At 66.7% G+C, this 23,768-nt stretch carries 25 protein-coding genes and 1 pseudogene; 18 read left to right on the top strand and 8 right to left on the bottom strand.

Annotation, left to right across the window (positions count from 1 at the left end):
• Genes V9K93_RS14460 through moaA form a run of 4 tightly spaced genes read right to left on the bottom strand, consistent with a single transcriptional unit; the run spans position 1 to position 3,498 of the window.
• Positions 1-261: a MoaD/ThiS family protein gene (locus V9K93_RS14460; RefSeq protein WP_005416856.1), complete on the bottom strand. Its 261-nt coding sequence runs from the start codon at positions 259-261 to the stop codon at positions 1-3.
• The gene (locus V9K93_RS14455; RefSeq protein WP_337302762.1) at positions 261-1,514 is read right to left on the bottom strand and encodes a molybdopterin molybdotransferase MoeA; all 1,254 of its coding nucleotides are present in this window, start codon (positions 1,512-1,514) and stop codon (positions 261-263) included. The genes V9K93_RS14460 and V9K93_RS14455 overlap by 1 nt, the downstream gene beginning before the upstream one ends.
• Positions 1,511-2,509: a bifunctional molybdenum cofactor biosynthesis protein MoaC/MoaB gene (moaCB, locus tag V9K93_RS14450; protein WP_046986189.1), complete on the bottom strand. Its 999-nt coding sequence runs from the start codon at positions 2,507-2,509 to the stop codon at positions 1,511-1,513. The genes V9K93_RS14455 and moaCB overlap by 4 nt, the downstream gene beginning before the upstream one ends.
• 8 nt (positions 2,510-2,517) lie before the next feature.
• Positions 2,518-3,498, bottom strand: a complete 981-nt coding sequence (moaA, locus tag V9K93_RS14445) for a GTP 3',8-cyclase MoaA (protein WP_008265266.1) — start codon at positions 3,496-3,498, stop codon at positions 2,518-2,520.
• A 194-nt stretch (positions 3,499-3,692) separates the two neighbouring features.
• On the opposite strand from moaA, the gene V9K93_RS14440 reads away from it, so the two are divergent.
• On the top strand, positions 3,693-4,097 hold the full coding sequence (locus tag V9K93_RS14440) for a ribonucleotide reductase subunit alpha (protein WP_337302805.1): 405 nt from the start codon (positions 3,693-3,695) through the stop codon (positions 4,095-4,097).
• On the opposite strand, the gene V9K93_RS14435 is transcribed toward V9K93_RS14440, so the two are convergent.
• Positions 4,091-4,420 (bottom strand): hypothetical protein, encoded by a 330-nt coding sequence (locus V9K93_RS14435; RefSeq protein ID WP_065723468.1) that lies wholly within the window; start codon positions 4,418-4,420, stop codon positions 4,091-4,093. The two genes, V9K93_RS14440 and V9K93_RS14435, sit on opposite strands and share 7 nt — an antisense overlap.
• 578 nt (positions 4,421-4,998) lie before the next feature.
• On the opposite strand from V9K93_RS14435, the gene V9K93_RS14430 reads away from it, so the two are divergent.
• Positions 4,999-5,373, top strand: a complete 375-nt coding sequence (locus V9K93_RS14430) for a hypothetical protein (RefSeq protein WP_337302761.1) — start codon at positions 4,999-5,001, stop codon at positions 5,371-5,373.
• A gap of 99 nt (positions 5,374-5,472) precedes the next feature.
• Here the strand turns inward: V9K93_RS14430 and V9K93_RS14425 are convergent, their stop codons facing one another.
• Positions 5,473-6,483 (bottom strand): alpha/beta hydrolase family protein, encoded by a 1,011-nt coding sequence (locus V9K93_RS14425; protein ID WP_136637886.1) that lies wholly within the window; start codon positions 6,481-6,483, stop codon positions 5,473-5,475.
• A gap of 88 nt (positions 6,484-6,571) precedes the next feature.
• Here V9K93_RS14425 and V9K93_RS14420 point away from each other — a divergent pair.
• Positions 6,572-6,957 (top strand): annotated as a pseudogene (locus tag V9K93_RS14420) (alpha/beta fold hydrolase); the annotation flags it as partial.
• Positions 6,958-6,992: 35 nt separating this feature from the next.
• Here V9K93_RS14420 and V9K93_RS14415 read toward each other — a convergent pair.
• Complete coding sequence (locus tag V9K93_RS14415; protein WP_308517799.1) at positions 6,993-7,787, bottom strand: AraC family transcriptional regulator; 795 nt, start codon at positions 7,785-7,787, stop codon at positions 6,993-6,995.
• Positions 7,788-7,857: 70 nt separating this feature from the next.
• Between V9K93_RS14415 and V9K93_RS14410 the strand changes: the two genes are divergently transcribed.
• The 10 genes from V9K93_RS14410 (at position 7,858) to V9K93_RS14365 (ending at position 16,062) form a co-directional block, all read left to right on the top strand.
• Positions 7,858-9,828 carry an FUSC family protein gene (locus V9K93_RS14410; RefSeq protein ID WP_337302760.1) on the top strand — a complete coding sequence of 657 codons (1,971 nt, stop codon included), beginning with the start codon at positions 7,858-7,860 and terminating at the stop codon, positions 9,826-9,828.
• A gap of 4 nt (positions 9,829-9,832) precedes the next feature.
• The gene (locus tag V9K93_RS14405) at positions 9,833-10,042 is read left to right on the top strand and encodes a DUF1656 domain-containing protein (RefSeq protein ID WP_337302759.1); all 210 of its coding nucleotides are present in this window, start codon (positions 9,833-9,835) and stop codon (positions 10,040-10,042) included.
• Between the two features lies 1 nt (position 10,043).
• Positions 10,044-10,928 carry an HlyD family secretion protein gene (locus tag V9K93_RS14400; RefSeq protein WP_136637883.1) on the top strand — a complete coding sequence of 295 codons (885 nt, stop codon included), beginning with the start codon at positions 10,044-10,046 and terminating at the stop codon, positions 10,926-10,928.
• Positions 10,925-12,361, top strand: coding sequence for an efflux transporter outer membrane subunit (locus V9K93_RS14395; RefSeq protein ID WP_337302758.1), 1,437 nt, complete (start codon positions 10,925-10,927; stop codon positions 12,359-12,361). The genes V9K93_RS14400 and V9K93_RS14395 overlap by 4 nt, the downstream gene beginning before the upstream one ends.
• A gap of 133 nt (positions 12,362-12,494) precedes the next feature.
• Positions 12,495-12,842, top strand: coding sequence for an RcnB family protein (locus V9K93_RS14390; RefSeq protein WP_136637881.1), 348 nt, complete (start codon positions 12,495-12,497; stop codon positions 12,840-12,842).
• A gap of 868 nt (positions 12,843-13,710) precedes the next feature.
• The gene (locus tag V9K93_RS14385; RefSeq protein WP_136637880.1) at positions 13,711-13,905 is read left to right on the top strand and encodes a hypothetical protein; all 195 of its coding nucleotides are present in this window, start codon (positions 13,711-13,713) and stop codon (positions 13,903-13,905) included.
• 70 nt (positions 13,906-13,975) lie between these two features.
• A complete protein-coding gene (locus V9K93_RS14380) occupies positions 13,976-14,344 on the top strand; it encodes a YbbD-related protein (protein ID WP_248298387.1) in 369 nt (122 codons plus the stop codon).
• Positions 14,345-14,379: 35 nt separating this feature from the next.
• Positions 14,380-14,910 carry a Cif family virulence factor gene (locus V9K93_RS14375; RefSeq protein WP_337302757.1) on the top strand — a complete coding sequence of 177 codons (531 nt, stop codon included), beginning with the start codon at positions 14,380-14,382 and terminating at the stop codon, positions 14,908-14,910.
• A 50-nt stretch (positions 14,911-14,960) separates the two neighbouring features.
• A complete protein-coding gene (locus V9K93_RS14370) occupies positions 14,961-15,587 on the top strand; it encodes a hypothetical protein (RefSeq protein WP_337302756.1) in 627 nt (208 codons plus the stop codon).
• 82 nt (positions 15,588-15,669) lie between these two features.
• On the top strand, positions 15,670-16,062 hold the full coding sequence (locus V9K93_RS14365; protein ID WP_046986180.1) for a diacylglycerol kinase: 393 nt from the start codon (positions 15,670-15,672) through the stop codon (positions 16,060-16,062).
• Between the two features lie 40 nt (positions 16,063-16,102).
• Here the strand turns inward: V9K93_RS14365 and V9K93_RS14360 are convergent, their stop codons facing one another.
• The gene (locus V9K93_RS14360) at positions 16,103-17,023 is read right to left on the bottom strand and encodes a M14 family metallopeptidase (RefSeq protein ID WP_136637876.1); all 921 of its coding nucleotides are present in this window, start codon (positions 17,021-17,023) and stop codon (positions 16,103-16,105) included.
• Between the two features lie 145 nt (positions 17,024-17,168).
• Here V9K93_RS14360 and V9K93_RS14355 point away from each other — a divergent pair, with 145 nt between their 5' ends.
• The 5 genes from V9K93_RS14355 (at position 17,169) to V9K93_RS14335 (ending at position 23,748) form a co-directional block, all read left to right on the top strand.
• The gene (locus tag V9K93_RS14355) at positions 17,169-17,822 is read left to right on the top strand and encodes a DUF3348 family protein (protein ID WP_046986178.1); all 654 of its coding nucleotides are present in this window, start codon (positions 17,169-17,171) and stop codon (positions 17,820-17,822) included.
• Positions 17,823-17,832: 10 nt separating this feature from the next.
• Entirely contained in the window at positions 17,833-20,097 is a 2,265-nt protein-coding gene (locus V9K93_RS14350) for a DUF802 domain-containing protein (protein ID WP_136637874.1), read from the top strand.
• The gene (locus tag V9K93_RS14345; RefSeq protein ID WP_046986176.1) at positions 20,094-20,732 is read left to right on the top strand and encodes an OmpA family protein; all 639 of its coding nucleotides are present in this window, start codon (positions 20,094-20,096) and stop codon (positions 20,730-20,732) included. Before V9K93_RS14350 ends, V9K93_RS14345 begins: the two co-directional genes overlap by 4 nt.
• Positions 20,662-21,099, top strand: a complete 438-nt coding sequence (locus V9K93_RS14340; protein WP_136637872.1) for a DUF2894 domain-containing protein — start codon at positions 20,662-20,664, stop codon at positions 21,097-21,099. The genes V9K93_RS14345 and V9K93_RS14340 overlap by 71 nt, the downstream gene beginning before the upstream one ends.
• A gap of 330 nt (positions 21,100-21,429) precedes the next feature.
• Complete coding sequence (locus V9K93_RS14335; RefSeq protein ID WP_136637871.1) at positions 21,430-23,748, top strand: TonB-dependent receptor; 2,319 nt, start codon at positions 21,430-21,432, stop codon at positions 23,746-23,748.
• Positions 23,749-23,768: the final 20 nt, after the last annotated feature.

The raw sequence follows: 23,768 nt of genomic DNA, 5'->3' as shown, positions 1-23,768 counted from the left end.
TCAGCCCCCGCTCACCGGCGGCAGGATCGCCACCCGGCCATCGTCGGGCAGCGCCTCGTGGTCACGCAGCACGCGTTGCTGGTCGGCAAATGCCGAGTAGTCCAGCAGGCCCGCGCGGAAACCTGGCCAGCGCAGCGGCAGCAGCTCGCGCAGCGCCTGGCGCAGGTCGGCCACGGTGCCACCGGCCACCTCCACCGCGATCTCGCGGCTGGCATCCAGATCGGAAAACGCGCCAAACAACTGCAGATTCACCTGTTTCATCATGACTCCTGGCTCGCCAGCTGCACCGGGTCATGGTGACCCCAGCCCTGTACCCGCACCGGCGTGCCAGCGGTGGCCAGGTCGCCCTCGGCCTCCAGCACCACCCAGGCGTTGGCCTGCAGCATGGACATCAAACGGAACGACTCCTGCCCGGACAGCACGCGCGCACTCAGGCGCCCCTGACCGTCCACTTCCACCCGCGCCCGCGCGTGGAAGCGCAGGCCCGGCGGCTTGCGCACGTCGGCCCGCAGTGGCAGCTGCAACACGGCTTCCGGTGCCAGTCCCAGCAGGCGGCGCAGCACCGGCTCCACGAAGAAGCGCTGGCCCACGGCGGCCGAGACCGGGTTGCCAGGCAGGCCGAAATACAGCGCGCCATTGGGCAGCACCGCGAACAGCAGCGGCTTGCCCGGGCGGATCGCCACCTTGTGGAAGACGATGCGCGCACCACGGCCACGCAGTGCATCGGGAACGAAATCGTAGCGGCCGGCCGACACCGCGCCGGTGCTGATCAGCAGCTGCGCGCCGGCAGCCAGCGCATCATCCAGCACCGCATTGAACGCGGCCACGTCATCGCCCACGGTGCCCTGCCAGACCACTTCGGCACCGGCGGCCTGCAGGCGACCCACCAGATACGGCCGGTTGCTGTCACGGATCTGGCCGGATTCCAGCGTCTGCGCCGCCTCGGTCACCAGCTCCTTGCCGGTGGCGATCACCGCCGCCTTCGGCCGCGCCACCACCGCCACCTGGCCCACGCCGATGGCATGCAGCAGGGTGCGCGCATTGATGTCCAGCACCTGCCCGGCCTGCAGCACACGTTCCCCGTCGCTCACATCCTGGCCGCGCAGGCGCACGTTCTGGCCCGGCTTCACCGTGCCCTTCAAGGCGATGCGGGTCGGGCGTCCATCCTCGCTGGCGAGGATGTCCACGTTCTCGACCGGCACCACCGTATCCAGCCCAACCGGCATGCGCGCACCGGTCATGATTTCCCAGGCACCCTCGCCGCCTTCGGCGCCAGCATCGCCGGCCGCCTGCCAACCCTGCACCGCGAATTCGGTACCGGCTTCGAACGTCGCGCCGTTGGCACGCAGCGAGAAGCCGTCCATTGCCGAATTGTCGAACGGCGGCAGCGACTGCCCGCTGATGATGTCACTGGCCAGGGTGCGGCCGCCGGCCTCATGCAGCGGCAGGTGCTCGGCCGACAGCGGCGTGGCCGCGTCCAGCAGGTGCTGCAAGGCCTCGCTGTAGGTAATCATGCGTGACCACCACCATCGACCATGGCCAGGGCGTGACCCAGGACCGGCGCCAGAATATCCAGACACTGCGCCGCTGCCTTCGGGCTGCCCGGCAGTGCGAACACCAGCATGCCGCCCAGCTGCACTACTTCGGCGCGGCTCAGCCAGGCCATCGGCGTGTGCTGTGCGCTCAGTGCCCGCACCATCTGCGCCAGGCCATGCACCGGCCGCGCGTTCAAGGAACGCAGCGCCTCCGGGGTCAGGTCACGCGGGCCCAACCCGGTACCACCGGTGCACAGGCACAGGCGCACGCCTTCGGCAGCCAAGGCCTGCAGGCGGCCCGCCAACGGCTCGATGCCATCGGGCAACACCTCGGCGGCCACGACCTCACCACCCAGCTTTTTCACGCCGGCAACCAGGGTCGGGCCAGAGATATTTTCGTAGGTGCCGTCGCTGGCGCGATCGCTCAGCGTGATCACCGCGCAGGCCGCGCCCTCCAGGCCCTTCGGCGCACGCGGCTTGAAGCGCGCGCGCTCGGCATCATCCATGCCGTCCGGGTGCAGCCACACGCCGCGCTTGCCACCTTCCTTGAACAGCAGGCGGATGCCTTCGATGCGCAGCGCGGGTTCCACCGGCTTGCTCAGGTCGTACAGGGTCAGCAGCGCCGCGTTGACGCCAGCCAGTGCCTCCATCTCCACGCCGGTGCGCGCCTCGCTGGCGCACTCGCACCACACGCGAATCGCCTGCCGCTCCGGCACCGGCGCGCAGAACACCTGCACCAGTTCCAGCGGCAGCGGGTGGCACAGCGGCATCAGCATCGAGGCCATCTTGGCGCCCTGCAGGCCGGCAATCTCGGCCATCACCAGCGCATCGCCCTTGGGCAGGCGGCGCTCGACGATCAGCGGATAGGCCACCGGCCCGGCATGCAGCTCGCCCACCGCCACCGCGCGGCGGCGGGTGATGCGCTTGTCGCGGACATCGGCCATATGGAAGGCCGCATTCAATTCCCCACTCATCGTGTTGCTCATCCTCCGATGGAGGCCAGGTGCGGGGTCAGCCCGGTCTGGCCCTGGTGCAGTCCATGCCCGGCCGCTTTCAGGCCAAGCTGTGTGGTGATGCGTGCCAGCAGGGCGTCGTGGTCATCGTCGCTCTGCAGCAGCGGGCGCAGCGGCACGCCGAACTCGCCGAACAGGCACAGCCGCAGGTCGCCCTTGGCGGTCACCCGCAGGCGGTTGCAGCCCTTGCAGAAGTCACGCGAATACGGGGCGATGATGCCGATGCTGCCGCGATGGTCGGGGTGACCGAACTCACGCGCCGGGCCGGCATCGGCCGCGCGCGGACGCTCGTGCCAGCCAGCGGCGAGCAGCTGCTCGATCACCACGTCGGCGCGCAGGTGGTGGCGCTGGAAATAGGCTTCGTTGTCGCCGGTGCGCATCAGTTCGATGAAGCGCACGCTGAAGGGACGGTCGCGCAGGTAATCCATCCACTGCGGCAGCTCGTCATCATTCAAGCCGCGCAGCAGCACCGCGTTGAGCTTGATCGCCGGCAGGCCCAACGCCTGCGCCAGGGCCAGGCCCTGTTCGATCTCCGGCAGGCGGTCATGCCCGGTGATGGTCCTGAAGCGTTCGCGCTGCAGGCTGTCCATGCTCACGTTCAGCGCGGTCAGGCCGGCCCGGTGCCAACCCGGCAGGCGACGCGGCAGCAGCGTGCCGTTGGTGGTGATGGCCACCTTGCGGATGCCCGGTACCGCCGCCACGGTGGCGATGATCTCGTCCAGGTCCTTGCGCAGGCTGGGTTCGCCACCAGTCAGGCGGATCTTGCTCATGCCCAGCGCGGCGAACGCGCGCACCAGGCGCGCGATTTCATCCACCTGCAGGAAGCGCGGGCGGCCATCGGCCTGGTAACCGTCGGGCAGGCAGTAGCTGCAACGGAAGTTGCAGGCTTCGGTCAACGACAGGCGCAGGTATGGAAAGCTGCGTCCAAAACCGTCGGTGAGTTGGCTCATGGCTGGTCCACCTAGTTGCTCCACCGTCTTGCCTGTGCCCGGAACGGCCCGGAAACCCTCGTCTGCTGGAACGATTGCCAGAGTACGCGGCAGTCAGTTCCATGGGCATGACTTAAATCAATCGCCTTCGGCCCCGCGCGGCAGGCGTTGTGGCAGCATGCGGCTTTCGGTGCAGCGGGCGTGTGACAACCCTCATGATGATGAACGATTTCCAGCAGTTGCTGCACGCCGCAGGCCAGCAGGCTGAACCGCAACGCTTGCTGTTCGTATTCGTGCGCGCCGAGCTGCCCGAATCGCCCACCGGTGACCAGCGCGACCGGCATGACCGCCGCGAGGGCGGCACCCTGTCGCCGGTGCTGTGCGTGGACAAGCTGCCGGCCGAGGTGCCCAGCTTCCAGGCGCTGGCGGCCGAGTCGACCACCACCGGCATCGACTGGGACCTGATGTTCGTGGCGGCGCTGGACGGTCGCGCCGGTTTCGCACCCAACAGCGATGAGGCCGCCCGCCCGTTGAAGCTGATGGTCAACGCCATCCATGACGGTCAGATCGGCCGCTTCGCCGCCTTCGACCGGGGCGGCGAGCCTGTTCAGTTCTATTGAGCCACCAGCTGCAGGGTCAGGAAGAAGATCACCAGCACGGTGTTCAGCCCCCAGGCCACGGTCAGCCCGCGCGCGGCCACGCCCAGGTTCGGGTTGTGCGCGGTGGGCGCCGCCCGCCAGACCGCCGGGATGATCCAGCCGGTATAGAGCAGCAGCACGGCAAATACCCCCAGCAGCAGCGGCGTGCGCTGGTTGGCCAGCGCCCAGAGGGCCACGGCCCACAGAATGTTGCTGGGAATGACGCCCTGCAGCCAGAACACGCTCCAGAGGCGGGAACGACCCTGGGCGTCGGGGGTTGGGTGCAAGGAAGCGGTGGCGGTCATAAGTCTCCTTCTAGCTAGTCAGGAAACGTGCCGGACCAGCCTGCGCTTGGTGGCTGGGAACGTCAACCCGAGTCGCACGTCACGCTTTGACGTCTGTAGAGGTCAGCCATGCTCGACTCAGGCGCCCTCCCTGCAGCGCCTGTCGCCATCGCCCCTCCCCACTCGCTCCCTCCCGCTTCCCAACCTCGACATCTGTCGCAGATTGCACGGTGCGGGCGGATCACCGCGCCAGCCAGCGCTGGCGGTGCTTAACAGCGTGGGAGAATGCCGAAAGCGTCTGCAATCGAGTGATGTTTGCAATTCTTCTGATTGGCATTGCACAGCGCCAGGGGCTCAGATGGCGTGCCACCGGAAAAAGGGTGGCCGGGTTTCGAATCCCGAGTTGGTCCTGAGTGATTGCGCTTGCCAGTCGGCGTCCACATTCCGTGGCGCCGGCTGGCAATCCGTCTGCCGGCTATGGCGGGCGGTGCGTTGGGGGCGTTCGCGCCCGCCGGCTTGAGGCCAACCCGGATTCGAACCACGTACCGCCCGCCACCTTTCGGGTGGCGGCTACCGATTGCCCTGCACGGAGCCTTGCCATGAACGAATCGGACTTCCCCCACCTGCACGCCTACCGCAGCACCGCCCACGACGACGGTTCGCCACAGACTGCGCCCGCAGTGGACAGGAACACCTTCATTGCCAACCTCAACCGCATCGGCTCCGGTGCGGCGGCTGACGGGCAACCCTGGCCGGAGCGACATCAGCTCACCGGCCGCTGCCTGGCCCTGGCCGATGCCGATTGTGCGTTGAATGGATTGCGGGTGGTGCTGGAAATGCTGCTGGCGGCCGAACGCACCCGCCAGAACGGCGAACCGGAAGAGTACGTGGGCGACCGGGTGATGGAGGGGTTGGTACTGGCCAGCCAGTCGTTGTGCACGCAGGCGGTGGGGCGGTTGCAGGTGGACGTGTGACGTCGTGCGACGCTCCGGTCGACGGGCAGAGCAGAAGTGTCAGGCTGCCTCGTCCCCCGTTCATCTACTGTCCGTGAGGGAGCCGCCACCATCACCCGCTCAGGGCTGCTTCGTCACCCACGCCCAGACACGTGTCCAAATCTCCGGTGCGATCGAGATGCGCTTGCCCGGACGCGCGGGATCAGTCACCCGCATCCCGTGGTCGGCCTCCGGATAGACCCAGTAGTCAAGGTTGCTGCGACCACGGGACAGGAACGCCACCATCGCAAAATCGGTGTTGATGATTGGGGCCTTGTCATCGTCACCGCCCTGCACCAACAGCAGCGGAATCTTCAGTGCCAGCATGTCGTCCACCACGGCATGCGCACCGAACCCGGACCAGCGCCGGTTGGTCTCGCCCATGAACTGTTGCTCCAGGCCGAGCGGATTGGCATGGATAGCCTTGATGGCCGCGAAGACCTCCTCGACGGCGGCCTGCGCTTCGGCGCGGGTGATCTCGCCCCGTTCGGCACGCAGCCGTTGCTCGATGATGAAGTCGTGGTACTGCGGCAAGGCCAGTCCGCCCCATCCCATGGCCTTGTCCGCGTGTGCCTGGCCTGCCACAGCAAAGACATACTGCGCTCCCTCGGATCCGCCCATGATCACGACCTGATCGACCCTGGCCCCCAGCGTGCGGCGTGCGGCTGCAATGGCCTTCACCGTGCGCGCGATCAGATTGTCGCGCGCAAGCCCCGCTCGATAGATGGGCCCATCCAGCTGCACAGGTCTTCCTGTTGCCTCGTCCAGCCGCATATCAGCAGAGAACGGGATCCCGGGCTTGTCCACCAGCAGGAAGTGCGCGCGGTCGCGAAATGCGAAGAGATCGCGGGGAAAACTGGTTCCCTGGCTGCCGTCGCTGAAACGCTGGAAGTGCGGGAAGGCACCTGAGCCTGGCAGCCATACCACGAGCGGTCCCTTTTCCTCCGGGTTGAGGTTGTCGATGTGCCAGCCAATGTCACCCAGGGCCGGGTCATGTACCACATGGCTATCGAACTGCGCAGGCGTTGCCGCCTCCAGCGCAGCAGCCGGCATTGCCAGCACAGCCAGAGCCACCGCCAGGATCAACTGCATGTCTTCCCCCTGATCTGCTTATGGAACATTCCCGCAAATTGCACACTGGGTTGCCAGGCCACAAGTGCAGAACGTATCCATGCATACCACGATGGGACAGCGCCACGCGTTCAAGCAGGCCGACAGTGCACGCGTGCAGGCAGACGATGCCCAGCTGCGGGCAATGCTGCCGCCGGCCATGGTTGCCGACTACGCGGTGCTGACCGAACAACTGGATGCGCCCGGTGCGGAGACCCCACGCTCAATGCCGGACGTGCCGGTGGTGCTGCTGACTGCAACGAAGCTCGCGGCTGAACCGCTGTTCTTCGAAGAAACCGCAGCGGGCAAAGCACTCTGGAAGGCACAGCACGCCCTGCTCTTCTCGGGTTCACGCGCGGTACGCATCGCTATCTGTCGACCGGACACACCCTCCAGCGCGAGGACCCTGCTGCGGTCGTGGCCGCGATTCAATTGGTCATCGGCATCCTGAAGTAGTTGTTCCAGGCAATGGCTTTCCGGATTGTCTCCGGCTACTGCCCCCGCAGGCGCACCGCAAAATACCGTGTCGGGGAAAGACCAAGCGCCTTCTTGAACATCGTGATGAAGGCTGTCACCGACTCATAGCCCAGCGTCTCGGAAACGCGTTGCACTGGTGCACCGCCGGCGAGTTCACGAATGGCGATGAGCAGATGCAGCTGCTGCCGCCAGCGCCCGAAGGACAATCCCGTTTCCCGTTCGATGAGCCGGGTCAACGTGCGCTCGCCCAGGGCCAGGCGCATGGCCCACTGACTGATGGTGCTGCGGTCTGCCGGATCAGCCGACAGCGCCGCAGCCAACGCCCGCACCTTCGGGTGATTACTGACAGGTAGCGAGAGGTGCTCGGCCGGCATCTGCACCAGTTCGTCCAGCAGCACCCGCGCCAGCCGATCGGCGTGACTGCCATGCGGATAGTCCAGTGGCGCGTCGGCCAGGTGTAGGATCATCTCGCGCAGCATCGGGGAGATCGCCAGCGTCACGCACTGCGCTGGCAGTTCGACGATGCCGGGCTCGACGAACAGGTAGCACAGGCGCGCGTTGGCGGTGGCGCGGTTGCTGTGCGGCATGCCACCCGGAATCCAGACGCCACACTGGGGCGGCACGATCCACAGCGCATTGGCCACTTCGCAGGTCACCGCCCCATGCAGCGCAAGAATGAGCTGGCCCTTGCGGTGCTCATGCACGGGAATTTCCGCGTCGTGCTCGGCCACCTGGAGGCGGCTGGCGACCGCCGGGCGATCGGTCTCGTCCGGGTCCAGGTCAAAGCCAGGGAGCGAAATGCGAGCCATTCTCACATTGACCGGTTTTAGCGATTGGTTGTCATTGTAGCGAAATTCGCCATGGCGGCCGATCACTAGCATGAGCCGCATGCACTCTCCCACCCCGTTCCTCCCCCACGTGCTCCAGGCATTTGCACGGTTGAAGAGCCCTGCCCTCAGGACCGACCAGGAGGCGGTACTGTTCTCGCTCAAATGCCTGCTCGCCGCGTCGCTGGGGTTGTATGTCTCTCTGCGAATCGGCCTGAACCGCCCGTTCTGGGTGATCGGCACGGTCTATCTGGTGTCGCAGCCACTGTCCGGCGCAACCCTCAGCCGAGGTCTGTTCCGCCTGCTCGGTACCGTGGGTGGGGCCATCGCCACCGTCGCGCTGGTGCCACGCTTCGCCAATGCCCCGTTGGTGCTGAGCGCCGCGCTCGCCACCTGGATGGCACTGTGCCTGTATCTGGCGATGCTCGACCGCACGCCACGTGCGTACGCGTTCCTGCTGGCCGGCTATACCACCAGCCTGATTGGTTTTCCTGCGGTGATGGTGCCGGGAGATGTGTTCACCATTGCCATCACGCGGGTGCAGGAAATCTCCATCGGCATCCTGGCCGCAACGCTGGTACATGGGCTGGTGCTGCCGCGCCGGGTCTCGATGCGCGTGCACGCGCGGGTTGCTGCCGTGCTCGATGATGCGGAACGATGGACGCGCGACATGCGCGCCGGTGCATCGAACACGGTGCTGGCAACGGACCGTTCGAAAGTGGCTGCCGACCTGCTCGAGCTGCATGTGCTGTCGATCCACCTGCCCTTCGACAGCGCCCACGGCGTGGCCCAGGTACAGATCCTGCGCGCCCTGCATGACCGGATGCTGGACGTACTGATGCTGTCCAGCGCGGTGGAAGATTCCGTCGCCCGGCTGCGTTCACCGCAGGCCGGCGCAATGGATGCAACGGGCTGGCGCGATCTGCTGCAGGCCAGCCTCACCGCGCAACGGGCCGAACTCGACCTTGCCCACGCCGACTGCCGCGTGCTGCAGGCACAACTGCACACTGCGCGCCCCGACTGGCGCCTGCAGGTGCCTGACCGTCTTTCGCGGAATGCGCAGGGCGCAATGATTCACCGGGACCACAGGATCGCAGCGCGCAGCGCGCTGGGGGCGTTCGTGGGCATCCTGCTAAGCTGCGTGCTGTGGATCATTACGGGCTGGTCTGACGGCGCCACGGCGGTGTCCATCATCGGCACTGCATGCGTTCTGTTCGGCACCCTCGAAGCGCCGGCACCGCATGTCATGCGCTACCTGGTGGGATCGTGCATCGGCGTTGCCGTCGGCCTGCTCTACGGTCTGCTGATCTTCCCCACGCTGTCCGATATTGTCGGCCTGATTGTCGCGCTGGCGCCGGTGCTGCTGCTGTGCGGATCGTTCCTGGCCCGGCCGCCCTTCATCATGGCCGCCCTGGGCGTGGTGCTGACCTTCCCGCTCATCGCAGGCCTGGGCGCGACCAATACGGTCAACATCGTCGGCGCACTCAACAGCAGCGTTGCGTTGTTCGTGGGTACGGCGGTGGCACTGTGCAGCATGCAGCTGTTCCAGACCGCAGATGCGGGCCGCAACCGCGCACGGCTGGAGCATTCGATCCGTCGGGACATCGCACGACACGCCGCCGGACAAGGCGGTGTGACCCGCACCTGGCTCAGCCGCGTGCTGGATCGAGTCGGGCTGCTCGCTCCCAGGTTGCAGGGCCATTCCAGCGCAGCACATGACCTGCGAGCGTTGTTTGCGGACGTTCGTGCGGCACGTGCATCCAACCAACTCCGCGCACTGGACAAGTGCCTGCACAACCCGCAGGTCCGGGCGCTTCATGCGGCGCTGATCGAACGCGTCGCTGCACATTTCAGGGTTCGCGCCCACTCGGCACGCAGTGTCGACATCCATCTTCTGGAACTGCTGGACCGCATGCGCGAGGCAGCGGCGGCCAGCAGCGGGGCTGATCAGGGGCATCTGTCGCACCTGCTCTGCGGGTTGCGCCGCGACCTGCTGGCATCCCCGCTTACCCATCGGCACTGACCACATGTTTTCTGATTTTTCCATTGATGGCGTGCTCATTCCCGGCCTGCTCGCCGTAGCCGTCGCCGCGATGGCGTTGTCGGTGCTGGCCTCACGCCTGCTCGCCAGCCTCGGTCTGTACCGGTTGTTCGCCTGGCGGCCATTGGTGGGCCTGTCCCTGTTCGTGATCCTGGCAGAGCTGATGATCCGGCTCACGCCCCTGTTCGAGAAATGAAATGAAACACACGCTTGCTGTCATCGGGCGCTGGAGTGCAACGCTGATTGTGTTTGCGATCGCCGTCGTCGCCTCCCTGTCCATCTGGAAACGTTACGAAACGCGCCCGTGGACACGGGATGGACGGGTAAGCGCCGATGTGGTGCGCGTTGCGTCGGACATAGGTGGACTGGTCACCCAGGTACTGGTGCACGACAACCAGCAGGTCAGCGCAGGTCAACTGCTGCTGGTGCTGGATCAACCGCGCTTCGCTGCCACGCTTGAGAAGGCCGACGCAGCGGTCAGCAGCGCACGCGCCACGCTGGCGCTGGCCCGCCGCGAATCGTCGCGGGACAACGCACTTGGCAACCTGGTCGCGTCGGAAATCCGCGAACGCAATGCCGCCAAGGTCGATACCGAGCTGGCCGCCCTGGCGCAGGCACGGGCCGAACAGCGCGTTGCCCAGCTCAACGTGCAACGCACCGAGGTGCGCGCGACCACCGATGGCATCATCACCAACCTCGACCTGCACGCGGGCGACTACCTGCAACCTGGTGCGCAGGCGCTGGCGCTGATCGACACCCGCAGCCTGCGTATCGAGGGCTACTTCGAGGAAACCAAACTGGGCTGCATCACCGAAGGCGATGCCGCCGTGGCCCGCCTGATGGGCGACGACCACGACGTCCGCGGACACGTGGACACCATCGCCGCTGGTATTGCCGACGATCAGCGATCGAACACGCACAACCTGCTGCCGGCCGTGGCGCCGACCTACACTTGGGTGAGACTGGCACAGCGCATCCCGGTACGCATCCGTATCGATGATGCTCCGTCGGATACGCGTCTGATCGTCGGCCGCACTGCGAACGTGACCATCACGCCCTCGGCACAGGGAGCCTGCAAGTGAGCTTGCGAACAGTACGTGGTGGGCTGCTTGCCCTGCTGCTGCCGATGACGGCCTGCGTGTCCGGCCCCGACTATCACCTGCCTGCGAGTGCGGTCGCTGCCTCCCCCCGGGCGTCGCGGACGTTTATCGCGGCGCAGGAGGCATCGTTCAGCCACGACGCGCCACCGGATCGATGGTGGCAACTGTATGGTGACCCCCGGCTTGACGCCTACGTACGCGAAGCACTGGCGGCCAATACCGACCTCCGCGCCGCCGATGCCAACCTTCGGCGCGCCAGCGCAACCGTGCTGGAGTACAGTGCGCGCGGTTCCGTGCAGGCCGAAGTGGATGCATCGGGCACGCTCACCCATGCCGGTGGTTACACCCAGGCGTCGGCCGCACCGCAGTCCTATGCGCTGAGCGTTAACCTCTCCTTCCCGCTGGATCTTGCAGGCGGCATCCGCCGCGGCATCGAAGCCGCCAACGCGGACGCGGAGGCCGTCGCTGCGGCACGGGACCAGGTCCGCGTGGTCGTCGCTGCTGCCGTCACCCGTGCCTATCTCCAGGTGTGCACCAGCAATCACACGCTCACTGCAACCCAGCAGGTGCTGGCGATACAGCACGCCACGCTGGAGGCAACCCGTCGCCTGGCTGCAGGCGGGCGCGGAACGGGCTTCGATGTCAGCCGTGCCGGTGCCGCCGTCAACCGCAGCGCGGCGGGGGTACCGCACCTGCTGGCGGAACGCCAGGCCGCACTGTTCGAACTGGCCACACTGATGGGCAGGCTCCCGGCGGACTATCCCAAGGAGGCCGAAGCTTGCCCTCGGCCCCCTGAGCTGGAGCAGGCGCTGCCGGTCGGTGACGGCTGGCAGCTGCTCCAGCGGCGCCCTGACATACGCGCAGCCGAACGCAGCCTGGCCGCCGCAACTGCAATGATCGGCGCCGAGACCGCGAGCCTCTATCCGCAGATCATCCTGGGCGCTTCTTCGGGCGTGGCTGGCGCGCCGGCGCATCTGCTGTCGGCCGACGGCTTCGGTGCGAGCATCGGTCCCGTGCTGTCATGGCACTGGCCCAACCGCCGCGTAGCCAAGGCCCGCATCGCAGCGGCCGGTGCCAATGCAGATACCGCTCTCGCATCCTTTGACGGCATCGTGCTGCAGGCACTGCGCCAGACCGAGACCGCGCTTTCTGCCTGCGCGCAGGAGCTCGACCGCGAGCGCAGCCTGGCGCAGGCGCGTGAGGACGCAGCGCGGGCCGCCGGGCAGGCACAGCAACTCTACCGTTTCGGCAGGATCGATTTTCTCGATGTGCTTTCGGCCCAGGCCGCGCTGGCAGATGCGGAGTCCGCGTTGGCCGCCTCGCGCGCGCAGCGCATTGACCGCCAGATGGATCTTTTCCTGTCCTTGGGTGGTGGCTGGGCTGCGGGCGACGCGGCCAATGGCGCGGTCCGCTGAGGTCGTCTTCGCAGCAGCAGCCGCAACGCGATCTGTTCATGAAAGCCATGCCCACGCCCGTATTCATTCACACGGCCTGCCGTACATTCGCGCTCACAGCGCCGCATAACGCGGCCATGACGGAGGCATCCCGATGACATCCATACGTCTGCTTGCCATTGCCGTGAGCACGGCCGCTGCACTCGCCGCGGCTCCCGCCTTCGCCGATCCGCCGCACCACGCGCGCGGCAACGGCCCGCCACCGCATGCAGGCGGCCCACACAACCGTGATGCGCCGCCGCCGGGCTGGCAGAACAAAGCCTGGCGACGTGGTGAGCGCCTGCCTTGGGCCGAAGTGGATCGCCGTTACTGGGTGGACGACTATGCGCGTTATCACCTGCGTGAGCCGGGCCGCGACCGGCGCTGGGTGCGCCAGTCCGACAACGAGTACTTGTTGGTGGAGATCGCCACCGGGCTGATCGTCGACGCCCTGCATCGCTGAAGCGACCTGCAGCGTCCCCACACGGAGCGATTTACCTCGATGCAGACACCTTACGACCGGGGTCGCCCCAGTCGGCGGTGTTTGCGTCCACGGCGCCCCGCCTGCCTCTGCGGCCGCCCGGCATGCATGCCCTCCCGCAGTGCGACATACCCGCACATTAGCGCTCCCGCACATCAGCGCTCTGGCAAAGAGCCCCATCACCACCAGTATTTCGAATCCCCGAACACCAAAGATCTGGCGGATGGAAACCTCCAGTGAGCACAGCCTGCCGCAGCGCAGGCCCTGCTCGTTGAAGCCGTAGATGAGCACCAGCACGCCCATCAACGTACACCACGCCATCAGGGCCAGGCTTGCGATGAAGATGAAAGGACGATGGATACGCATGCGCTTGCTGCGGTCTTCTACGGTGATGTCACGCGCGACTTTACGAGTACGTAATCGGAAGCATTCCATCTCCACCGACCAGGCTTCGGTATCCAAACCCAACCGGTTCTCATACCGCCATCGCTGCGCACAGCGGCCACTACATCCACTGCTGGCATAGCGGGCAAAGGGAACACCGGCGTGCTCCACCACGTCAGGTTGCCCCAGCGCCCGGAGTACCTCGACCCTGCTCGCCTCGACCGGGACCGAGGCAAGCGCGCGGGAATGCCACACTGAGATCGCCGAGCAACCGGCAACGTACGCCACGGACAGGCCGGTAAGCCCCCAAATCGGCGTCCTCATTGGCAGATCCCCTCCCGCGCCGCGCGCCCGCGCGCCATCCGCGCAGATACTCTTCAACGTCAAACCGGCCTGTTGTGGCGCCCGGCATCCGTGCTAGCGTGCGCCGACCGATGATTCAGGATGAACACAGGGACGCCCGTCGATGGCAGGCAAGAGCCGGAAGGACAGGATCGCGCAGGAGATCGGTCTGTTCATGCAGCAGTACGCGCGCAAGGCGCAGCGCCATACCGAACCCAATGACCGGCCGTACGATCGGAAACTGGAAGCGCGGCTCAAGCGCTTGCCGCCGGAAGAACTGGGTAGGCTGCTTTCCGCAGAGGAGGACGACGATGACTAGCCCCGGTGGAATGGCCAGGCGCGCCATTGTCGTGACATTCTGTAGCGCGCTATGCGCCTGCGGCCTAGTGATGGAAAGTTCGTTCGAGACCCTACAGGAGGCGCTTGACTCCGACATGGTGAACAAAGGGTGGATTCCCGGCTGGGTGCCCCACGAGGCGACCGACCTGCGCGAGGTGCACGACCTCGACTCCAACACCAGCGCGCTGGCCTTCACCAAGCCCCCTGCGTTGCCGCTGCAGCTGCCTGCGGATTGCCAGGCGACCCCATTCGACAACAGTGATCCTGTTGCGTTCAATCGATACTGGTGGCCTGGCGACGCGACGCTCAGCGCGTCGTACCACGTCTTTCGCTGCACGCCCGAATCCGGAAAATCGGTCTTCGTCGCCATGAACAGGACCGGAGACCGCGTGCTTTTCTGGCGAACCTACGCGCGGTGATGCGCCAGCGCCACCTCACTCTTCCTCAGGATCCTATGATGCCCAACGCACGTGCACGCTTCGCCGCCCTCGCCCTTCTGCTCCCGGCGTGGCTGCCGGTCTACGCCGCGCAGAACGCCCGTGCAGACGTCAAGGCGATCGAGCAGGTGGTCGAATCATTCCGCACCTCGTTGATCAACAAGGACAAGCCGACCTACATGGGCCTGTTCTTCTCGGACAAGGCGGAAGACATCGGCTGGCAGGTCGTTTCCGAGGACGTGCGCCTGCAGGACATCCGCAAGACCAGGCCCGATGCGATCAAGGCACGGCAGATTCCCGCCAACAACTTCATCGCGCTGATCGACGGGGCCGTTGCCTCGCCGAAACCGACGGAGGAGAAATTCTCCAACACGAAGATCGAGACCGATGGTGATGTGGCCTCGGTGTCGTTTAACTACAGTTTCCACGACGATGGTGTGAAGACGAACTGGGGCAAGGAAATGTGGCAGCTGGTCCGCACCGAGCGGGGTTGGAAGATCTTCTCGGTGATCTACTCGATGCGCGATTCACGCAGCCCGGCCGAATGAGTGATCTGGCAGACTTGTGCACACCGTCCGTTCACGCCAGCCAGACCCCGATGACCCGGATTGCCGACCTCAACGCCGACCAGCTCGCCCACCACGCGCTCAACATCTTCATCGCCCAAGGCCGCCATGTGGAAGGCGCCCGCGTGATCTACCGGGCGTTGCAGCTGGATCCAGACCATTCCGGCGCCCTGCGCTGCCTGACCGATTTCCTGGCCCACGAGGGCACCGAACCGTTCGCAGCGGCCACGCTGGAGCACGCTCTGTCCGGCGCGGTCGCGCTGAATGACGATGCGCGCCGGATGCTGGATGACCTGCGTTTCCTCGACATCTGGTCCTGGGGATTCTCACGGCACGTCTCCGGCGAAGCCAACCTCAACGGCGATGCCTTCCAGCAGCGCGAGGACTTCGTCTTCGATGGGCCGGCCTATGCGGCCTTCCTCAACACGGTCACCGAGCCGGCCGGATCGCTGCAGGGTGCCTACCAGGCGGCCGTCCGCATCTGCGGGCTGATGTCCGGCCTGCTGCGCCATGCGGAGAAGGACAATCCGGCATTCGATGACGTGCTGCGATCCTCCGCCTTCGTCGAGACCGAGGCGTACCCGGCATGGCTGGCCTCGCCGACCGACGATCTGGATGCGCTTGATCAGGCCATCCAGGCGCAGCGCCAGGGCGGTTGAAGGAAAATCCAACGGGCGTCCGACGCTTTCCCGACGCGCGCCTGCACATGCTGCCAAGAGATCACTTCATGGCAGGACCGGCATGCAGCCACCTCCCCCCAAGAACAGCGGCAAATATCCGCATGGCAAGACCGGCCTGCGCCGCATCTTCCACACGCTGCTCCATTCGCGCGACGGCTTCATCGCTACCTTCCGTGGCGAAGCGGCCTTCCGGCAGCTATTGCTGCTGCACGCACTACTGATGACAGCGGCCTTCGTGCTGGACATCAGCACGATCGAACGGGCCGTGGTGCTGGCCGTCTGCTTCATCAGCCTGCTGGTGGAACTGCTCAACTCGGCCATCGAAGCGGTGGTCGACCGCATCTCGCTGGAGCACCACCCGCTTTCCAAGAACGCCAAGGACATGGGCAGCGCCGCCCAGACCACCGCGCTGCTGATGGTCGGCACGGTGTGGGGCGTGATCCTGCTGGGCTAGCCCCCGCCCAACCCGCCGGGTATGACCCTGCGCTGATGCGTTACTGCGCCGCCAGGGCGAAATCCAGACCCGCGCACACCGCCGCCACCTGGGCGTCGTTGCATTCCTGCGGGTTGGTGCGCGGGCTGTCCGGGTAGACCTCGGTGGTGGTGGCAAAGCGTGCATCGGTGAAACCGGCGCAGGCGCCGATCGAGCGCGATTCGCCCCAGACCACGCCCGGCGACTGCAGCGGCAGGCCAACCAGGTTGCCTTCGGCGTCGGCCGGGGCGATGTGGGTAACCGGGGCGACGGCAGCGATCAGCGCCTTCTGGAACTCGGCCTGCGGATCTTCGCTGTTGCCGATCACATAGAAGCCATCCGGAATGGTGTCGCGCTCGAACGGCTTGCCGTCGCGGGCACAGCGCGCCGGATCGAACTCGTGCAGGTCGCTGTCGGTGGTCTCGTGCAGGTCCAGGTGCACCAGCAGGTTCGGCTTGCGCTCGGCCACCCAGCGCATCAGCGCGGCGGCTTCCTCGATCTGGCCGCCGTCACGGAAGCTGCGGTTCGGGTCGATGGCATCCGGGTTCCAGCGCTGGATGCGCTCGTAGCCCCACGGGCTGACGCACGGCGCCACGATCAGGTTCAGCCGGCCCAGGTAACGCTCGGCCTGCTGCTCCAGGAACTGCAGGGCGCCATGCACGCCGCTGGTCTCGTAGCCATGCACGCCGCCGGTGATCAGCGCGGTCGGCAGCGCCGGATTCCAGTTGTGGTTGACCACGGCGAACAGCGGGTAATGGTCCGGGGCGTAGTCGAGTTGGCCGTACTGGATCACGTCGAAGCTGTCGTCCAGGCGCTCAAGGGCGGCCACCACGTCGTCGTGGTAGCTGCGCTGACGCTGCTGGCGGGCCCGCCACTGTGCGCGTTCCGCGTCGCCCCAGGGCTGTCCGGGGGTGCCGATCGGGTAGAACTGCGCAACAGTCATTGGGTACTCCAAGGGTCGAACGGAATGGGTGCAGCCGGTCATTCTAAGCCTTGTCGCGCCTGCGGGTCCCCTCCCCCCGCCCCGCCTTCATCCAGGCCGGGTCATCTGGCTGTAAAATCAACGGTTTTTGGCCCCTCACCCCTTGATGGCGAAAGCAGCGCAGCCGGTCCTGGGTGGACCGGAATTCCTCCGCCTGCTCGCCCGTCTCAGCGACGGCGCGATGCCGGCCAGCAGTCCCGCCCTGACCGATCGCCTCGGCCAGTGGGTGGACTGGAGCCGTGCCGTGGCCCTGTCCGGAGCGCTGGGCGGACGCCTGCCCGAGCCCGGCGAGGCCGCCGAAGCAGTCGAGGATGTACTGGCCGACTGCGCCCAGGCCCACGCCAGCCTGCTGGCCTCGATCAGTGAGGATGCCGAGGCCGAGCGTCTGCTGGACCTGGCCGAAGCTGCCGCTGCGCCCAACTTTGCCTCGCTGCGCCAGCGCTACCGGGTGCTGCAGCAGGCAATCCAGACCGCCACCGGGGGCCTGCGTGGGCGCCTGCGCGACCAACTCGTGCAGGTTTCGCCTGAGCTGGCGCGGCTGGCCGAGGTCGATGCGGTGATGGAACAGACCCTCACCCCGCGCGAGCACAGCCTGCTGGCCACCGCGCCGGCGGTGCTCGGCGCCCGTTTTGAACGCGTGCACGGCCAGCCCGGCTGGCGCGCGGCCTTCCGCCATGACATGCGCACCCTGCTGCTTGCCGAGCTGCAGCTGCGCTTCCACCCGATCGAAGGGCTGCAAGACGCCCTGCGCTCCCACTGACCGGAACACCATGTCCAGAACTGCTTTCCATGTCGTTGTTTTCCTTGTCGGCCTGCTGGCCGTGTGCTGGATCGGCATTGGCTACGTTTCGGTGCATCCGCTGGGTGCAGCGGTGGCGGCAATCATCGCGGCCTGCTACATCGCCGGTGGCGTGGAGCTGTACCGCTACCGCCAGGCCAGCAACGGCCTGCGCAGCGCACTGAGTGACCTGTCCAGCGCGAAGGAAAGCCTTGCCCCCTGGCTGGAGCGCGTGCCGATGGGCCTGCGCAACGCCGTGCGCCTGCGCGTGGAAGGCGAGCGCACCGCCCTGCCCGCGCCGGTGCTGACCCCGTACCTGGTTGGCCTGCTGGTGCTGCTGGGCATGCTCGGCACTCTGCTGGGCATGATGGACACGCTGCGTGGCACCGGCCTGGCCCTGCAGAGCGCAACCGACATGGCCGCCATCCGCGGCTCGCTGGCGTCGCCGGTGCAGGGACTGGCGGTGGCATTCGGCACCTCTATCGCTGGTGTGGCCAGCTCGGCCATGCTCGGCCTTCTGGCCGCGCTGCTGCGCCGTGACCGCCTGCAGGCCGTACAGCAGCTGGATCGCGCCATTGCCGGCGACCTGCACCCGTACTCGCAGGCCTGGCAGCGCGCCGAATCGTTGCGCCTGCTGCAGGCACAGTCCGCCGCGCTGCCTGCGCTGGTCGACCGCCTGCAGGCGATGACCAGCACCTTTGAACAGCATAGTTCGGCCGCCAATGAGCGCCTGCTGGCCGGCCAGGCCGAGTTCCTGACCCAGAGCCAAGCGCTGCAGGAACGCCTGGCCATCTCGCTGCAGCAGTCGCTGCGCGAAGGTGCCGAAGCCAGTGCCGCCGCGATTGGTGGTGCGCTGCAGCCGATGGCCGAGACCACGCTGGCTGGCCTGGCGCACCATGGTGAAGCGCTGCACGCCCGTGTCGAACAGGCCGTGCAGCAGCAGTTGTCTGGCCTGAGCGTCGGTTTCGAACGCAGCCGCGTGGCGACGGAAGCCAGCTGGGCCAAGGTAGTGAGCGAGCAGACCCAGGTACAACAGGCACTGGTGAGCGATCTTCGCCAGCACCTGCAGGCCTTCAGCGACGGCCAAGGCACGCAGGCCGAAGCACTGGTCACGCGCATCGGCGAGCGCCTGCAGGCCGATGCCAACGGCAATGCCGAGGCCTGGCGCGCCGCCGCCGAACAGCAGCAGGCATTGAATACTGCGCTGGTCGAACGCCAGCAGCAGGCGTTGCTGGCCGCCAGCGAGCATCTGGACGCGCGTGCGCAGGCGCTGCTGCAGGCACTTGAACAGCACCACAGCGCCAGCCAGTCGCTGCTGCAGGATCATGAAGAGCAGCGCTCGCAGCAGTGGCAGGCCGCGCAGGCCGCCGCTGCGACCGCGCACGCCGAACTGCAGGCCAGCCTGGACAGCCGCGAGCAGCAGCGCCAGGCGCGCTGGGACGCGGTCAGCGCCGAACTGCAGCAGGCCCACGCCGCGCTGCAGACCCAGCTACAGGCCGGCGACGAACAGCGCCTGCAGCGCTGGAGCGATGCCCTGCAGCACGTTTCCACGGAGCTGGCCGAACGCCTGCAGGCCAACGGCGAACGCCTGGCCGCCCAGCAGCAGCAGGTCTGCGACACGCTGGCACAGACCGCGCAGCAGATTGGCGAGAACGGCCGTGCCCAGGCCAGCGCCACGCTGGCCGAAGTGTCCACCCTGCTGCAGACTGCGGCCGCTGCGCCGAAGGCTGCTGCCGACGTCATCACCGAGCTGCGCAGCACGCTCTCCGAGAGCCTGGTGCGCGACAACGCGATGCTGGAAGAGCGCGGCCGCCTGCTGGCCACCGTGCAGACCCTGCTGGATGCGATCAATCACGCCTCGCACGAGCAGCGCACCGCGGTGGACGCGCTGGTCGGCGGTTCGGCCGAGCTGCTGGAACGCGTCGGCAACCGTTTCACCGACCGTATCGCCGCCGAGACCGGCAAGCTGGATGGCATTGCCGCAGCACTCAGCGGCAGCGCGGGCGACGTTGGCCAGTTGGCCGGCACCTTCGGCGAAGCGGTCGCGCAGTTCGGCCGCGCCTCCACCGAGCTGTCCGGCCGCCTGGAACAGATCGGCGGCGCACTGGATGCCTCGCTGGCCCGCAGCGATGAGCAGCTGGCCTACTACGTAGCGCAGGCGCGCGAGGTGGTCGACCTCAGCCTGCTGTCACAGAAGCAGGTGATGGAAGAACTACAGCAGCTGGCCGCGCGCCGCGGCAAGGCCGGCAGCGCATGAGCGACGAGCTGGAGGTCGACGGCGGCTCACACGCCCCGATCTGGGCCGCCTTTGGCGACCTGATGTCGGTGCTGCTGGGCGCGTTCGTGCTGATCCTGGTCGGTGTGGTCGCGGTGCAGCTGGAGCTGTCGCAGCGGCTGGACCAGGAAGTGAAGCAGCGCCAGGCCGAAGCCAAGCGCCTGCAGACCCTGGAACAGGCGCTGGCCGGCCCGTTGGCCGCCGGTCGCGTGACCCTGGTCGATGGCCGCATCGGCATCAGCGGCAGCGTGCTGTTCGCGCTGAACTCCGACCAGCTGCAGCCGGAAGGCCAGGAACTGCTGCGCAGCCTGGCCGCGCCGCTGGCGGCCTATCTCGGCACGCGCGAAGAGATCCTGATGGTCAGCGGTTTCACCGATGACGCACCGGTGCGGGAAGGCAACCGCCGCTTCGCCGACAACTGGGAGCTGTCGGCGCAGCGGTCGCTGACCGTGACCCGCACCCTGATCGCCGACGGCGTACCGGCCGACGCCGTATTCGCCGCTGCCTTCGGCAGCGAGCAACCGGTCAGCTCCAATGCCAGCGAAGATGGCCGCGCGCGCAACCGCCGCGTGGAAATCGCACCGATTCCCAAGCCCAAGGCCGCGGATGCCAAGTAAGCCGCCAGCATTGGATGCGCTGCGCGCGCTGGTGCGCGATCTCGATGCGGAATCGCGTTCGCTGCCGCATTACCCGCAGGTGCCGATGCTGCAGCAGGTGCAGCGCGAGTGGTCGGAGCTGCGCAGCGAACTGCAGGTACGCCGTTCGCTGCGCACCGAGGCCCCGGCCGATGGCGGCCCGTTGAACTCGGCGGTGCTGGTGCAACGCATGCTGGACACGATGCAGTCGACCAGCCCAGGTTACCTGCGCCACTTCATCGACTACGTGGACACCCTGTCTTGGCTGCAGGCGCTGCAGGATGGCGCCGCCAGCGGCGGTGATACTGCAAAGCCAAAGCGCACGCGCAAGCCGCGCAACACGGGTTGATCGCACATTGATGCCGACCTCGTTCGGCGCTCCTGACCCGACAAGCCTGACCTGCCCCGGTAGATGCCAACCTTGGTTGGCGCTCCTGCGACAGAGCAGCGCAGCGTCTGTTCGACGCCGCGCATGCCAACCAAGGTTGGCATCTACCAATGCATGCATCGGCATGCCACGCGCATAGCGGTGTCACCAGACAGTCATCTGTCTAGCGCACCATTTTCACGTTGACCCACGGCATCCGCAGCGCCCGCGGTCGCATCAGCTGTCCCTCCTTTCGAACTCCATGAGCTCCGCGCCCATGCGGTGGCTCGTGCCTGCCTGAGTGTCCGTAACATGACGAAGACTTTGTTGGCCGCTGCGCTGTCCCTGGCGCTCGCTCCCGCGGCCTGGGCGCAGGATGCTGCCCCGACCTCCAGCACGCCCTCCGCCACCAACCTCGATGCGGTTTCGGTGATCGGCAGCGGTGAAGCGCGCCAGGTGCAGCGCATCACCCGCGAGAACCTCGACATCCTGCCGCCGGGCACCAGCCTGCAGAAGACCCTGAACCTGCTGCCGGGCGTCAACGCGCAGTCGGCCGATGCGCTGGGCACCAACGAACAGTCGATGACCCTGGGCCTGCGCGGCTTCAACTCCACTCGCCTCGGCTACACACTGGACGGCGTGCCGCTGGGCGACGGTGCGTACAACAACTACAACGGCCTGACCATCAACCGTGCGCTGATCAGCGAGAACATGGCCGGCGCCGAACTGGCGGTGGGCATCGGCAGCCTCGGCACGCCGTCCACCAGCAACCTCGGCGGCACCATTTCCTACACCTCCGACCGCCCAGCCCAGGAGCTGGGGGGCCGCGTGGTGCAGACCTTCGGCAGCGATGCCAACCGCCGCACTTTCGTGCGCGTCGACAGCGGCGAGTACAACGGCTTCTCCGGCTACGTTTCCGGCATGAACGCCGTCTCTGATCTGTGGAACGACCAGACCGCCTACGACACGTCCACCACCAAGCAGTTCAATGCCAAGGGCGTGTGGAACTTCGGCCGCGGCCAGATCACCGGTTTCGTCGATACCTCGCGCACCACCCAGGCGGACTACTTCTACCTGTCCAAGGACGAGATGTCGCGCGGCCTTGGTTGGGACTGGGGTGGCTATGCGCCGGACTGGAACAAGGCGGTGGCCAAGGCCTACTGCAATACCGCCAGCCTCAACGCGAAGAAGTGCGACAACAGCGGCCCGGACAAGGACGCCGATGGTGCATTCACTGCCGGGCAGATCCTGCGCGATGACAACCTCTACTACCTGGCCGGCGACTTCTTCCTGGCCGATGGCTTCAGCCTGCGTGCCCTGGCCTACCACCACGATGACCGCGGCGAAGGCCACAACTGGAACAGCGGCGCCTGGTCGAACAAGGGTACGGCGCAGGAGATTCCGATCATCTTCCGCAACACCATCTACACCATCGACCGCGATGGCGGCACGCTGTCGTTCGACTGGGAGCTGGGTGCACATCGCATCGAAGGCGGCGTCTGGTACGAACGCAACACCAGCAGCGCCGAACGCTACCAGACCGCCGTGGACGGCCCGCGTGACCTGAGTGGCATGAACACCCTGCCCTCCGATGTCGGCGTGTTCGCCCAGCGCACGCGCTGGAAGACCCACCAGTTCTTCCTGAAGGACACCTGGCGCCTGCTTGATGACCGCCTGACCCTGGAGTTCGGCGCCAAGAGCCCGCACGCCACCTCCGATGCACAGGCGCTGCCGGGCGATGCGAAGACGCCGATCTCGCCGACCTCCAACAACCAGTTCGCCACCGGCTCGTTGAAGGCCAGCAGGAATTTCCTGCCCAGCATCGGCGCCAACTTCCGCCTGGCCGAGCATCACGAGATCTTTGCCAGCTACGCCGAAAACATCGCCATGTTCCAGGGCGGCTTCAAGCTGGGCCCGCAGGCGGTCAGCCAGGCCACCTGGAACGCCCAGGGCAACCTGAAGCCGGAAGAGTCGCGCTCGCTGGAAGCCGGCTACCGCTTCGTCACCGATACCCTGCAGGCCTCGATCGCAGCCTACAGCGTGCGCTTCGACAACCGCCTGCTGCAGTACAATCCCTGCGATTCGCGGCAGCCGGTCGGCCCGACCTGCGGCAACCGCTTCTACAACGTCGGCGGCGTCGACAGCCGCGGTGCCGAGCTGACCGTGCTGTGGACCCCGAACGAGCACTTCAGCTGGTACACCTCGGCCTCGCTGAACCGTTCGACCTACGCCTCCAACTACGTGCAGGCCGGTGTCGAGCAGCAGATCAAGGGCAAGATCCAGACCGATACACCCAAGCAGCTGCTGGCCACCGAGATCACCTGGCGTGACAACGGCTGGTTCGCCAGCCTGCGCGGCAAGTACACCGGCGAACGCTTCTACACCTACACCAACGACCAGGGCTTCGGCGGCTTCACCGTGTTCGACCTGGCCGGCGGCTACGACTTCGGCCAGATTGGCTTCGCCAAGGGCATGCGCCTGTCGTTCAACGTGACCAACCTGACCAACAAGCGCTACGCCAGCAACCTGGATTCGAGCGTATTCGCGCCGAGCGACCCGGCCGGCAAGCTGTACGTGTTCCATGCTTCGGCACCGCGCCAGGTGTTCGGTACGATCGACCTTCGCTTCTGATCGACCACCCGGAGTCCACC

The sequence above is a fragment of the Stenotrophomonas sp. CCNWLW162 genome (assembly GCF_037203745.1).
Taxonomy (GTDB): domain Bacteria; phylum Pseudomonadota; class Gammaproteobacteria; order Xanthomonadales; family Xanthomonadaceae; genus Stenotrophomonas; species Stenotrophomonas maltophilia_AQ.
Note: the sequence above shows the minus strand (reverse complement) of the source record. Positions and strands in the feature narration are given on the sequence as shown.

Excerpts from the sequence above, each read along its gene's own strand:
- V9K93_RS14460 (WP_005416856.1), bottom strand. The coding sequence starts at position 261 with ATGAAACAGGTGAATCTGCAGTTGTTTGGCGCGTTTTCCGATCTGGAT.
- V9K93_RS14455 (WP_337302762.1), bottom strand. The coding sequence starts at position 1,514 with ATGATTACCTACAGCGAGGCCTTGCAGCACCTGCTGGACGCGGCCACG.
- moaCB (WP_046986189.1), bottom strand. The coding sequence starts at position 2,509 with ATGAGTGGGGAATTGAATGCGGCCTTCCATATGGCCGATGTCCGCGAC.
- moaA (WP_008265266.1), bottom strand. The coding sequence starts at position 3,498 with ATGAGCCAACTCACCGACGGTTTTGGACGCAGCTTTCCATACCTGCGC.
- V9K93_RS14440 (WP_337302805.1), top strand. The coding sequence starts at position 3,693 with ATGATGATGAACGATTTCCAGCAGTTGCTGCACGCCGCAGGCCAGCAG.
- V9K93_RS14435 (WP_065723468.1), bottom strand. The coding sequence starts at position 4,420 with ATGACCGCCACCGCTTCCTTGCACCCAACCCCCGACGCCCAGGGTCGT.
- V9K93_RS14430 (WP_337302761.1), top strand. The coding sequence starts at position 4,999 with ATGAACGAATCGGACTTCCCCCACCTGCACGCCTACCGCAGCACCGCC.
- V9K93_RS14425 (WP_136637886.1), bottom strand. The coding sequence starts at position 6,483 with ATGCAGTTGATCCTGGCGGTGGCTCTGGCTGTGCTGGCAATGCCGGCT.
- V9K93_RS14415 (WP_308517799.1), bottom strand. The coding sequence starts at position 7,787 with ATGGCTCGCATTTCGCTCCCTGGCTTTGACCTGGACCCGGACGAGACC.
- V9K93_RS14410 (WP_337302760.1), top strand. The coding sequence starts at position 7,858 with ATGAGCCGCATGCACTCTCCCACCCCGTTCCTCCCCCACGTGCTCCAG.
- V9K93_RS14405 (WP_337302759.1), top strand. The coding sequence starts at position 9,833 with ATGTTTTCTGATTTTTCCATTGATGGCGTGCTCATTCCCGGCCTGCTC.
- V9K93_RS14400 (WP_136637883.1), top strand. The coding sequence starts at position 10,044 with ATGAAACACACGCTTGCTGTCATCGGGCGCTGGAGTGCAACGCTGATT.
- V9K93_RS14390 (WP_136637881.1), top strand. The coding sequence starts at position 12,495 with ATGACATCCATACGTCTGCTTGCCATTGCCGTGAGCACGGCCGCTGCA.
- V9K93_RS14385 (WP_136637880.1), top strand. The coding sequence starts at position 13,711 with ATGGCAGGCAAGAGCCGGAAGGACAGGATCGCGCAGGAGATCGGTCTG.
- V9K93_RS14380 (WP_248298387.1), top strand. The coding sequence starts at position 13,976 with ATGGAAAGTTCGTTCGAGACCCTACAGGAGGCGCTTGACTCCGACATG.
- V9K93_RS14375 (WP_337302757.1), top strand. The coding sequence starts at position 14,380 with ATGATGCCCAACGCACGTGCACGCTTCGCCGCCCTCGCCCTTCTGCTC.
- V9K93_RS14370 (WP_337302756.1), top strand. The coding sequence starts at position 14,961 with ATGACCCGGATTGCCGACCTCAACGCCGACCAGCTCGCCCACCACGCG.
- V9K93_RS14365 (WP_046986180.1), top strand. The coding sequence starts at position 15,670 with ATGCAGCCACCTCCCCCCAAGAACAGCGGCAAATATCCGCATGGCAAG.
- V9K93_RS14360 (WP_136637876.1), bottom strand. The coding sequence starts at position 17,023 with ATGACTGTTGCGCAGTTCTACCCGATCGGCACCCCCGGACAGCCCTGG.
- V9K93_RS14355 (WP_046986178.1), top strand. The coding sequence starts at position 17,169 with ATGGCGAAAGCAGCGCAGCCGGTCCTGGGTGGACCGGAATTCCTCCGC.
- V9K93_RS14350 (WP_136637874.1), top strand. The coding sequence starts at position 17,833 with ATGTCCAGAACTGCTTTCCATGTCGTTGTTTTCCTTGTCGGCCTGCTG.
- V9K93_RS14345 (WP_046986176.1), top strand. The coding sequence starts at position 20,094 with ATGAGCGACGAGCTGGAGGTCGACGGCGGCTCACACGCCCCGATCTGG.
- V9K93_RS14340 (WP_136637872.1), top strand. The coding sequence starts at position 20,662 with ATGGCCGCGCGCGCAACCGCCGCGTGGAAATCGCACCGATTCCCAAGC.
- V9K93_RS14335 (WP_136637871.1), top strand. The coding sequence starts at position 21,430 with ATGACGAAGACTTTGTTGGCCGCTGCGCTGTCCCTGGCGCTCGCTCCC.